This window comes from Methanosarcina sp. 1.H.T.1A.1 (genome assembly GCF_000979295.1).
Lineage (GTDB): Archaea > Halobacteriota > Methanosarcinia > Methanosarcinales > Methanosarcinaceae > Methanosarcina.
Genome location: NZ_JJQY01000029.1, coordinates 37,880 through 48,997, shown reverse-complemented (window position 1 = coordinate 48,997; position 11,118 = coordinate 37,880). Strand labels below are relative to the sequence as shown.

The 11,118-nt window shown below is 40.8% G+C and carries 11 protein-coding genes; 8 read left to right on the top strand and 3 right to left on the bottom strand.

All coding sequences use genetic code 11. The features are described 5' to 3' along the window. Positions 1 to 326: hypothetical protein (locus EO95_RS03585; protein WP_048132230.1), on the bottom strand; the 326-nt coding region annotated here is incomplete at its 3' end. Between the two features lie 1,322 nt (positions 327 to 1,648). On the opposite strand from EO95_RS03585, the gene EO95_RS03580 reads away from it, so the two are divergent. The 7 genes from EO95_RS03580 (at position 1,649) to EO95_RS03550 (ending at position 8,667) form a co-directional block, all read left to right on the top strand. Then, the gene (locus EO95_RS03580) at positions 1,649 to 2,311 is read left to right on the top strand and encodes a 4'-phosphopantetheinyl transferase superfamily protein (protein ID WP_235282845.1); all 663 of its coding nucleotides are present in this window, start codon (positions 1,649 to 1,651) and stop codon (positions 2,309 to 2,311) included. Positions 2,312 to 2,608: 297 nt separating this feature from the next. After that, on the top strand, positions 2,609 to 2,854 hold the full coding sequence (locus EO95_RS03575; RefSeq protein WP_048132227.1) for an acyl carrier protein: 246 nt from the start codon (positions 2,609 to 2,611) through the stop codon (positions 2,852 to 2,854). 6 nt (positions 2,855 to 2,860) lie between these two features. Then, complete coding sequence (locus EO95_RS03570) at positions 2,861 to 4,339, top strand: class I adenylate-forming enzyme family protein (RefSeq protein ID WP_048132242.1); 1,479 nt, start codon at positions 2,861 to 2,863, stop codon at positions 4,337 to 4,339. Further along, positions 4,320 to 5,336, top strand: coding sequence for a hypothetical protein (locus EO95_RS03565; protein WP_048132225.1), 1,017 nt, complete (start codon positions 4,320 to 4,322; stop codon positions 5,334 to 5,336). The genes EO95_RS03570 and EO95_RS03565 overlap by 20 nt, the downstream gene beginning before the upstream one ends. A 162-nt stretch (positions 5,337 to 5,498) precedes the next feature. Next, positions 5,499 to 6,563, top strand: coding sequence for an NAD(+) synthase (nadE, locus tag EO95_RS03560; RefSeq protein WP_048132223.1), 1,065 nt, complete (start codon positions 5,499 to 5,501; stop codon positions 6,561 to 6,563). Between the two features lie 181 nt (positions 6,564 to 6,744). Further along, entirely contained in the window at positions 6,745 to 7,878 is a 1,134-nt protein-coding gene (locus EO95_RS03555) for a DUF362 domain-containing protein (RefSeq protein WP_048132222.1), read from the top strand. A 240-nt stretch (positions 7,879 to 8,118) separates the two neighbouring features. Further along, positions 8,119 to 8,667 carry an acyltransferase gene (locus tag EO95_RS03550; protein ID WP_048132220.1) on the top strand — a complete coding sequence of 183 codons (549 nt, stop codon included), beginning with the start codon at positions 8,119 to 8,121 and terminating at the stop codon, positions 8,665 to 8,667. A gap of 139 nt (positions 8,668 to 8,806) precedes the next feature. Here EO95_RS03550 and EO95_RS03545 read toward each other — a convergent pair whose 3' ends face one another. Beyond that, positions 8,807 to 9,391, bottom strand: a complete 585-nt coding sequence (locus EO95_RS03545) for a metal-dependent hydrolase (protein WP_048132218.1) — start codon at positions 9,389 to 9,391, stop codon at positions 8,807 to 8,809. A 240-nt stretch (positions 9,392 to 9,631) separates the two neighbouring features. Continuing rightward, a complete protein-coding gene (locus EO95_RS03540) occupies positions 9,632 to 10,693 on the bottom strand; it encodes a radical SAM protein (RefSeq protein ID WP_048132241.1) in 1,062 nt (353 codons plus the stop codon). 161 nt (positions 10,694 to 10,854) lie between these two features. Between EO95_RS03540 and EO95_RS03535 the strand changes: the two genes are divergently transcribed. Further along, a complete protein-coding gene (locus EO95_RS03535; RefSeq protein ID WP_048132215.1) occupies positions 10,855 to 11,040 on the top strand; it encodes a DUF362 domain-containing protein in 186 nt (61 codons plus the stop codon). Positions 11,041 to 11,118: the final 78 nt, after the last annotated feature.

The window sequence follows — 11,118 nt, the reverse complement described above, 5'->3', positions numbered from 1 at the left end:
TCCTTATCTGATCCGTTGTCTTTTTCCTTATCTGATCCGTTGTCCTTTTCCTTATCTGATCCGTTGTCCTTTTCCTTATCTGATCCGTTGTCCTTTTCTTTATCTGATCCGTTGTCCTTTTCCTTATCTGATCCGTTGTCCTTTTCTTTATCTGATCCGTTGTCTTTTTCCTTATCTGAGTCCCCTACTGAATCGTCTCCGCTCTCAACTTGCTTTTTATCTTTTTCTCCATTATCGCCGTAATTCTGTTGCTCAGCAGCAGCCATGCACACGGTGCATGATAGTAAGAGCATAAAAACAAGAAGCCCCGAAAATATTTTCCTCATTTATATCTCTCCCATTTCTTATTTGAGTTTAATTTTTCTTCACTATCTATTTCTTATGCAAACGTGGACAGTATCCACTATCGCGCTTCTTACTAAGCCCTTATACACACTTATTCACCCCACATGCTCTACTCCACATGCATGTGTTGATAGTGTTCGAATATGGTATCCACTCCGTATACTATGTTTATCTGTATACCCCGACGTGGATCGTATCCGTATGTCTGTAAGTGGCCTTTTTACAGGTATTCAAATTCAGTGTACCTTTTTAATGTCGGTAGTTCTTCTGTATACACACCGGCATCCTTATATTCAGGGTGGATAGGCCCTCTGGAACTTTTATTTTTTTATATTTTTTAAAGCAAGAGCTATCTACCAGAATATTTTAAAAATTTTTTAAGGTCACACCTATTGAACTATTGATTATTTAATGACCAAATAGTCCATTATTTACCTCACTCCGTAACATTCCACCCCACTTATGAAATGTTTACGCACATACGTCTTTTTTATTACTATTAATCCTTTTCTCTTTTTTGTGTTTTTTCCCTAACTTTATTCATCTATTTTGGGTGTATGGGGCCCTCGTAAATTCTATTTTTCAAATATATTTAATTTTCATTATTAAATTTCAAAATATACTACAGGGAGTTTTTTTCTTTCCTTTGGAAGTGGGTGGTCTTCCCACGCCATTTTCTTTGAAAGCTTCCCTCTTTATAACAATTATTATATTCTATGCCATATTCATATATATCTTAAAAAAAAAATAATATTAATTTTTAATAAAAATATAATTTGTGATATCCGCAAATTCATCGGAGTTTGGAGAATATGGAGAGAATTTGCCCTGACTTATCAGGTATTTTTTCGTTCTTCTCTTCTTCCCTTCAGGGGCTTTCTTCTGTTATTCAAAATAAATTCGGCTCTTCGTTGTTTTGTGTGGATATCCTCATAAAAACCAACGAGGTCTTGTAGTGAAAATAATCTTATCCATAGGGAATGACGAAGAGCCATAACATTCTTCCATGATACCCGCGTCGTTTCAGAGCAGGGCCATGAATTAAGGTTGATGGAAATATAGCAAATAAAAATTGATGGGTAAAGATTGACGCATTAAGGATAAAGATAAAAATGATCTATAAACAGAGTAAATTTCCATGGTTTTGGAGATTTTGGGGGGAATTACCACCATAGAACTTCGGATTTTTGGCTGAATGAAAATATAAAGTCCTGTTCTCTTTTTCACCAGTTATGAATATAAGCTTTCATATACAGTCAATTGTAGTAAATATACTGTGAGTTGCATGTATACTGAGAATTTGATGACACTCTCTTTCGTTCCTCTGGAAAATATACCCCACTTATGGGAACAAAACGATGTTCTTATCTTTCTTATTGATCTGGATAATTATGACACATTGAGTATGGAATGTCTCAACAGCACCGAAAGAGAATATCTTGAAAAACTTCATACAATATATTTCAAAAAAAGATATATTGTCTCCAGAATGGTTTTGAAACATGTTCTATTCCATCTCCTTAACAAAAGTTCTGTCCTGGATATCTCTACATATAAAGACGAGTGCGGAGAAGTCCATATACTCAACCATAAAGAGTTGCACATCTGCATATCCTACTCTGAAAATGTTTTAACTCTTGCAATATCAAAGGTTGAGGTTGGTATTGATATCGAAATTAAAAGATCACTAACACTAAAAAATACTTTAAAATACTTTCAAACAACATCTTCATGCACCGTAAAATCTGCAAGTGACGCCGACATTTTGAGGACATGGACTATGAAAGAGGCTTATTGTAAGTTTTCTAATAAAAATATATTTTCCATTCTCAGTAAAGAGCCGAACTTCAATAATATCTGTTATTTAAGCTATTTATTAGATAATAAATACATCTTTTCTGTCATTACTGATTCGGATCCACATACTATTAATATAAGTCGCCTTGAGAAAATTAACTATGGTTGAAGCAAGAATGTTTGATAAAATCAGGTAAAAAGGCATAATAGATCAAGGAATAACCCTTTTTAACTTCTTTGAATAATTTTATTATTTTTTTTAAAGCTGTATGAATCGAGTGCTATAACCTGATACATCTAAGCTCATTTGAATTTCTTTTTTTCCAATGATTTATTTAGCACTCTATTGTTTCAAATTATTTATATAGTTGTATTACATAATTACCTGTGGGGCTTTCAACTACTATAGACAAAGTGTGTATTACGTGCGATTAATGATCTTATTTGAGTACAGGGGTAAGATTGTATGGAACAGATAAAGAATGGCATACTTGATTATTTGAAGGATAATTCTTTCATGGAGCGGGGAACTGTTCTTAGAGACAGTGACTCTCTCACCCAGAACGGCATCATAGATTCTATCGGTTTACTCGAATTGATAGATTATATCTGTGAAACATATTCTATCGAAATTCCTGAAGATATGCTAACTCCGGAGAATTTCGATTCTCTACAGGGAATCACTGACCTGATAACCAGACTGGCGAAGTGAATGGTTATGAGAATTGATGCTTATATCACTGAACACGCCAGAAAAACTCCTCACCAGACTGCCCTTGAAGAGGGTAAATATTCTATTTCTTACAGCTGTCTTGATGAGGATATAAGCATAATTGCCTCATCTCTGAATGACTTTGAGCACTGCAGATTTGCAATACTGGCTGAGTCCGGCATTCACTACATAAAGGTACTTATGGCAGTATACCGGTCAGGCAACATAGCAATACCCCTGCCAATCGAATTGCCTGGGTTAAGCCTTGAACGAATTCTTGATGCTGCATGCATTAATAACATAATTGCAACGAAAAAACAGTACTTAAGATTTGGAGATGGATTTTTTGAGCGTTTTGGAACTGTGATCGTTGTTTCAGATGATACTGCAGTGGAGACCCTCAGCAAAAGAACGATCCTCGAGAGAAACAATCCCGAACTGAGGCTGGTACTCTATACATCAGGCACAACAGGCACTCCTAAAGGAGTTATGTTAAGCGATAAAAACCTGGTATCAAATTCCAGATCAATAATCGAGGTTCTTAACATAACCCCAAAAGATAAAGCAGCCCTGGTAATCTCTCCACACCACGCCTTTGGGAATTCAATAATCAATTCCCACCTGATGGCTGGAGGATCAATCCACACCGGAACAATGAATTTCATAGACCCGGTTTTTAACCTCATTGAATCCGGAGTATCCATATTCTATGGAGTGCCCAGTACCTATCGCATTCTTCTTAGATACCCGGAAAGGTTCAAAAAAGCCTTTGCGAATGTCAGGACCGCCGCATCTGCCGGCGGAGCCATGGACAGTGTTATAGTGCGGAGTATCAGGGAGTTAAGTCCGGGTACGCAGATTCTGCCGATGTACGGCCAGACCGAAGCCACAGCAAGGCTTGCCTACCTGCCATCAGAAGATGTGGACAAATTTATAGATACGATAGGAAAGGCAATTCCAGGAGTTACCCTGGATGTCTTCAACTCTGAAAACAGGCCAGTGGGACCTGATATCACAGGCGAGCTTGTTGTCAGGGGAGATAATATCCTGCTGGGTTATCTGAATGATGAGGCGGCAACTGAAAAGAAGATCATCAATGGATGGATGCATACAGGGGACCTGGCGCAGAAACTTCCGGGAGGATACCTCAGGCTGCTTGGTCGCAAGGATGACCTCATCAAAATAGGTGACCACCGGATTAACCCGAGAGAAATCGAGAAAGAGATAGAGATGAACAATGAGGTTTCCAGCGTTTTTGTTGTGCCTGTTTCCCATGAGCTTATGGGCAACGCAATCAGCCTCATGGTCATACCCAATCAGAAAACTAAAGTCGACGAAATTTTTGCTTTTTGCAGGAAGAACCTGCCGGGATACCTGTACCCCAGGGAGATCCTCTTCATTGACCATCTTCCGCTGAGCGAGAACGGGAAAATCTCCAACAGGTCCATTATAGAGGAGTACCAGCATGTCAAAGCTAGCATGTAAAAAGTGTGTTCTGAATTCGGATATTCCGGGCATAGAAATTAACGAAGAAAGCGGGCTCTGCCATTTTTGTGAGACTTATGTCCCTCTTTCTTCGCAGGAAAAGGAGCAGTACCTTAACAGGATTGAAGAACTCTTCAAAGAATACAGCGGCAGGGGCAATTATGATGTGATATTTGCACTTTCAGGTGGAAAAGACTCTTCATACACACTTTACAAACTCAAAAAAGACTATCCTTTCCTGAAAGTACTTGCTGTCCAGTTTGATAATGGGTTCACTTCAGATTATGCCGTAGTAAATGCAAAGAAAATGTGTGAGATTACAGGATGTGACTATTTTAAGCTGACAATGGAAACAGAGGTCCTGTACGAGCTCTTCCGAAAGGCAGCCGAATCCTATGATGCGTTCCCTAAGTTTGCCAAATACAGGGCAAGCGACATATGCAATATCTGCATCAGCGTCATCAAACAGAAATTGCTGGAACAGGCCATAGTTCAGAAAGCTCCTTTTATTGTATTTGCCTTTACAGCAGGACAGTCACCAAATCCTATAATAAATCTGTCAGCTAATTTTATACAATGGTCAAGGAATCTTTTTGAAAAGCAGCTTCAAAAAATAGGTGTTGATGACAGGGATGAGCAGTTCCTCATTAAAAATGAGGTCATTAAAAATATAGGTGAAGTTGCTCCATCCATTCTGCATCCGCTCTGTCTGTGGGAATATAGTGAGGACAAAGTGATTGAAACAGTAATGGGGCTCGGGTGGAAAGCTCCCGACCTTAATGACAGTAATTCAACTAACTGTACGCTGAATTCTTTTGCATGCCATAATCACCTCGAAAAGTACGGCTTCCATCCATATGCCTTTGACATAGCAGGGCTTGTCCGAAGTGGGGAAATGTCAAGGGAAGAAGGGCTGGAAAAACTTCACCAGGAACTATCGCAGCCGCTGATAGAGGAAGCTGCAGAGAAACTTGAAATAAAGATAAATCACTCATAAAAGAGCCGGCTGAAAGTTTAATCCGATATTCTTTCAGCAAAGAGTTATTCTTTATATGCCCAGTTATTTTAATAAATGATCCGGGGATTCAATATATTATTACATACAGTTTAAAAGTATAACTAACTACCATAACAAATAATCGATCAGGGGAGTAATACTATGCAGATAACCGGGAGTAGCGTAGCGCAGACTACAGAGGGTAATATCGCGCAGTTATCAAAAAATAATACCGGGCGGTTAACGGACAGCAGTAATACGCAGATTATGGATGAATTGAACAGAGATGCTGATAAGCTTGCTGAAATACTCAGGGGTTTTATTAGAGGTCAGATCACGGCTTTTAAGAAAAAAGGAGTGGTTTTGGGGGTTTCAGGGGGTATTGATTCAGCTGTAGCCCTTACGCTTTGCGTACAGGAGTTCGGCAAGGAAAACGTATACGGCCTTCTCCTCCCTGAAAAAGAATCTGCTCCTTCAAGCAAAACCCTGGGAGCAGAAATCTGTGAAAGCCTGGGAGTTTCATATGAGGAGGTCCCGATTTCTCCAATCATTGAGTCTCTTGGCATCTATAACAAAAAGGAACAGATTATAAAAAGGACCTGTCCGGAATACGACCCCGAAATACATAACACCTCACTTGTGCTGCCTGATTTCCTTAATCAGGGATTGTTGAATGTTCCTCATATCAGGCTGATAAAAGACGGGGAAACGGTTGCCAGGCACAGGTTGAAAGCAAACGATTATCTGGAATTGATAGGACTGCAGAATGTTAAGCAGCGGTCCAGAATGATAGTCCAGTATATGTATGCCGAAAAGATGAATTACGCTGTTTGCGGCACAACCAACAAGACCGAACTTGTCCTTGGCCAGTTTGTAAAATATGGAGATGGAGGTGTAGATCTCGAACCTTTTGCAGACTGCTATAAGACTCAGATCTATGCTCTGGCAAAACACCTCAGGGTAAATGAGGAAATTATAAAGCGCCCGCCAAGTGCCGACACATGGAGCCATTATACGACTGATGAGGAGTTCTACTGGCGTATGCCCATACACATCCTGGATCAGCTCCTGTATGCTCAGGAACATAAGCTGCCTTTAGAGTTCACTGAAAAGAACACTGGTCTGCCCAGAGATACTATAGAAAAAGCCTGGAGGCACGTTGACAGAGTAAGAGATAGCACAGAGTATACACGGGCTGCTCCTCCAATCTGTTATCCGGGCATATAAGTCACATGGAGCAAATGCTTCATTAAATGTGGTGCCTGCCAGAAAAGCCATTTGAGGATTTTTCCTCTTAATGGTCAACAAAATCAACATTCGAAGTCAACGTTAACTCAATCAGCAATTCTGAAGGATAAGCGTCAACTACCTCTGAGCTAAAGACTCAGGGGTTTCCTGCTGAGGTTTTATGAACACCAGAGTTTCCATTGTACGCTGTTCCGACTATTCGGGTGTAAAAGGTGCAATTAAGGAGGCACTCAACCTGATAGGCGGGCTTGAGAGCGTTATATCTCCGGGTAATCGCGTGCTTCTTAAACCCAATGTACTTGCGATCCGGCCTCCGGAGGATGCCGTCACCACTCATCCTGCAATAGTCTCTGCAATGTGTGAACTGGTCTTGGAAGCAGGAGGTATTCCTGTTATAGGGGACGGGTCAGGGATTGCGAAACCGGGTTCTACCACGACAACGGAGGCTTTTCGTGCATCGGGAATTGAAGGTGCCGCATCCGCTGTCGGCGCAGAGCTTATCAATTTTGAGACCTCAGGTTACACCGAGGTCTCTGTTCCCAACGCCAGGCATTTCCCACGCCTGTACGTCGCAAAAGCAGTCCTTGAGGCTGATGTGGTAATCTCACTTCCAAAACTCAAGACGCATGAACTGACACTCTATACGGGGGCTGTCAAAAACTTCTTTGGGGCAGTGCCTCAGAAAATAAGAAAGCAGGCACATGCCCTGGAAGATCGTGACCGTTTTGGACATGCTGTTGTCGATATCTACTCTATCGCCAAGCCTCATCTTGCAGTTATGGACGGCGTTTTCGGAATGGAAGGGAATGGACCTTCGAATGGCACACCTGTACTTGCAGGCGTGGTCATGGCAAGTTATGACTGTGTATCCCTGGATATCGTAGCCTCTGAGCTTATAGGAATCGATCCTTTAAAAGTTCCTACAAACAAAGCTGCGCTCTCAAGAGGGTTCGGCACCAGGCATCCGGAAGTTGCAGGAGTGCCTCTGCAGGAGGTAAGTCTCAGGTTTAAAAGGTCGGAAGGTGGAATTACTGCTTACATGCCGTCTTTTCTTATTGGAATTCTTCGAAAGCAATTAACTGTAAAGCCTTTTATCAACACGTCAAATTGTGCGCTTTGCAAAGCCTGCGTTATGAATTGTTCAGCGCATGCAATTGAGGAAGTGGGCAGAACACTAAAAATTAACCAGCAAAAATGTATCCAGTGCTACTGCTGTCGCGAACTGTGTCCGAATGATGCAGTAGAAATAAAAAAGTCTTTACTCCTTAAAATTGTAACCCGAAGTAAAACCTGATAAGATCATCATATGATAAGATCATCACATGATAAGGTCATCACATGATAAGGTCATCACATGATAAGGTCATCACATGATAAGATAATCATAATATAACTTCTTTCAAAATTGTATGCTCTAAAATTTCAATTAATATGGTTCAAACTTCAATTAATGTAGTTCAAGACTGACTATAGGAAATATATTTATCGGTGGAAGATTAATGGAAAGTAAGTGCCAGGTGTTTTTCACCGCAAAATGGGGGGCATCACCATGACTACCGTGATATCTAACAGAGATAAAGTAACTTTTAATGAAGTAGCTGATCATTACCATAGCAATAAACTCGTCTTTGGAATGAAGTACTTTAAGAACTGGGTTCTGGAACGTGTTGCTTCGTGGTTTCCGATTCCTTCATGGAGAGCGAAATTTCATAAAATGCGAGGCGTGAATCTCGGAAAAAACGTATATGTCGGCTATGATGTGGTCTTTGACAGGCTTCACCCTGAAATGATCACAGTGGGAGATTACTCTGAAATAGGAGACCGTTGCATCCTCTCAGCTCATTCCAGAGGTAGCCTGACCACAAGACAGGCATATCCGAGGACTATAGATCCCATAAAAATCGGAAGTGGAGTTTCTGTAAATCCTGGATGTATAATCACCCAGGGAGTCGAGATAGGAGATAACTCGATAATTGGTATTGGATCTGTGGTTACCCGTGATATCTCTCCAAACAGTCTTGCTCTGGGTTATCCGGCTCGAGTCGTTAAAAAGCTTGATGGCGTAGGGGATCTCAAAACCTGATTTACAGGGCCTTAATCCCTTTTACTTTTTTATCTTCATTACTTATTGTATTTCTGAGTATTGATCTCTGATTATTTTAATCCACTACTTTTTATTTTTTCCCAATGTATTTTGTTTAATCTTTCAACCCGATCTCGAATCATTTTTCCGCTCTGTAACTGAATTCAAACCCAAATCGACTCAAAGCAAACAGTGCCATTAATATTACAATGAATATAAAGAAAACAGATACAAAAGATGCTGTCAGATAATTAAATAAACCGGCCCCTGTGAATTCTGCATTCATTAGTAAGAATACACTGGTAGGTTTATTGTAAAGCGGATAGAGATAAGGACAGTATGCTTCAGCTATATCATCTAACAGCAGGTGCGTGAGGAAAGCAGATTCTGCAAAAATTGCCATGTATACCGCTTTATTGAGCTCCCTGTATGCAGCATATCCGACAATCCCTCCGAACAGAATTGCAGTAGAACTGAACAGCAATGAATGTGTCGGGATCGGGCCAACCCAGCAATGTTGTAAAGTGCCGTTTATGAGCAGATTATATACAACTATTAGATCCGGGAACATAGTGCATAAACCACCTACAAACATCAGCAATAGTAGCTTCCTTGAGTCTCTGAATGAGAGCTCTCCGCGAGAGAGCGCTTTTGTTATAGCATATATGGCTACCGCGCCGATGCAAAACAAAAAAAACAGAACATGTACGACCGGATATGGCATAAGGACCCCCCCCTTTTCCAAATTTATGGCTTATTTTTTCACACGAAACGGATCTGAGAGCATTTAGGATCTTCCATATCTAATCAAACCAGAGAGAAGATTAGTAGCTCTCTAAACTCTATTGGTCTATCTTCTATAAGGTCAATCTTCTATAAATTTTTATCTATGTGCCGATCCGCTGAAAAAATCTTGTCCTGCTTTCTTTAAAAGGAATTTGGATTAAAGTCCGGGCAGACGCCCTCATAGAGGAATAAGTTCTACAAGCAGCCCGTCTTCAAAAGGATGCCTTTCAATTATGAAAAGCTTTGTTCCAAGGGGTTCAAGTTCTTCTTTGAGTCCGTCCTTAAGGTCTTCAAGCACCCACCAGGCGATCTCAATTTTTCCTTCCTTTACTTCATATAGTTCGTCAGGAACTTCTATCTCCCTGAGGATCTCTTTTGCAAGTTCTTGGTCCCCTTCGTTGATAACCCCATAGATAAGAGTGCCTTCTTCCGTGACCTCGTCAAATTCTCTTGCTGTGTTTTTTGCAATCCTCTGAAACCTTTTGCGCAGCTGGACTGCATCCTTATAAGTCGAAGAACAGAAATGCACTCTTTTGCACGTACTAAAGGCAGTTTTAGCATAAGTATGGGACCCGGCAGCAGCACAGGAAATGTCTGTTTCCAGGGAAAACCCATTTTCATGAAGGGCATTTGAGTTATTATCAGAAAATTCCAGTTCGTTCAGGTTGAGGAAAATTCCCATTTCCTCTGCAAAAGCCGCAACTTTCTCTGCACCTTCAAGGGAAGGAATTTCTATTCCGGTTTCTATTCCCAGATCTTTTGCATTTCGCAGGGTATCTGCATAGGGGCTGTGCATGAGCTCTCCCCAGACAGCCTGTGGAGGATGGAAGCGGATTTCGTCAAGGCCTGCTTCTGCTAACTTTTCAAGGGTTTCCCTCTCAGGAGCAAGAGACGTATAAAGATGAATATGATGAGCTTTTCCAAAAGAGGACTTAAGCAGGCGGATGTAGTGCAGGACTCTCTCCACTTTAAGTAGAGGCTCTCCACCAGTAATCCCTGTCCCGAGGGCGTCCATAAGCTCAGCTTCCTTCAACAAATCCTCATCGCTTTTTACAAGCCTTTCGTTTGCAAAAACCAGGTCTTTTCCACGCCTTTCATCGGAAAGTGGGCAGTAAAAACAGCTTTTAGGGCAAAGGCCAGTTACAAAGAGCACCATTTTGGCGCCCTGCTGGCAGAGCCTGCAGCCTTCTGAAAGATAACTGCAAAAGGAGCCCGTCTCATCTTCTGTGAACTTTTCCATACCTGAGACTGCATATTCTTTTGTCCTATATAAGGCTTGTTTCCGGATGCCGGCCCTTGCCCCGAATGAGATCTCCCAAATGAAAAGGAATTTTTTCGGGCCCGGTTCAGAAATTAATGGATCAGAAACTAATATATCTGTAAGGTACCAAAGGTTCACTGATGTCAGAGATGGATGGATACGTCGTAGTTTTTGGCTGCAAAAGGTGTGGTAAGTGTAAGGACGTCTGTCCTTTGGGGGCCATTTATGAAGAAAACGAGCTTGCAAAAATCGATCCTGAAAAGTGTAACCTTTGCATGAAATGCATAGATGAATGTACTAACAGATCCATTATTTACATGGAATGACATGAGAATTATTTACATTGAATGTCATGAGAATTATTTACATGAAATTATATGAGAATTAAGTCGAAGTGAAGTCAG

Bases quoted from the DNA above. Each gene is read 5' to 3' on its own strand.
- EO95_RS03540 (WP_048132241.1), bottom strand. From the start codon at position 10,693: ATGGAAAAGTTCACAGAAGATGAGACGGGCTCCTTTTGCAGTTATCTT.
- EO95_RS03550 (WP_048132220.1), top strand. From the start codon at position 8,119: ATGGGGGGCATCACCATGACTACCGTGATATCTAACAGAGATAAAGTA.
- EO95_RS03545 (WP_048132218.1), bottom strand. From the start codon at position 9,391: ATGCCATATCCGGTCGTACATGTTCTGTTTTTTTTGTTTTGCATCGGC.
- nadE (WP_048132223.1), top strand. From the start codon at position 5,499: ATGCAGATAACCGGGAGTAGCGTAGCGCAGACTACAGAGGGTAATATC.
- EO95_RS03535 (WP_048132215.1), top strand. From the start codon at position 10,855: ATGTCAGAGATGGATGGATACGTCGTAGTTTTTGGCTGCAAAAGGTGT.
- EO95_RS03565 (WP_048132225.1), top strand. From the start codon at position 4,320: ATGTCAAAGCTAGCATGTAAAAAGTGTGTTCTGAATTCGGATATTCCG.
- EO95_RS03555 (WP_048132222.1), top strand. From the start codon at position 6,745: ATGAACACCAGAGTTTCCATTGTACGCTGTTCCGACTATTCGGGTGTA.
- EO95_RS03580 (WP_235282845.1), top strand. From the start codon at position 1,649: ATGACACTCTCTTTCGTTCCTCTGGAAAATATACCCCACTTATGGGAA.
- EO95_RS03575 (WP_048132227.1), top strand. From the start codon at position 2,609: ATGGAACAGATAAAGAATGGCATACTTGATTATTTGAAGGATAATTCT.
- EO95_RS03570 (WP_048132242.1), top strand. From the start codon at position 2,861: ATGAGAATTGATGCTTATATCACTGAACACGCCAGAAAAACTCCTCAC.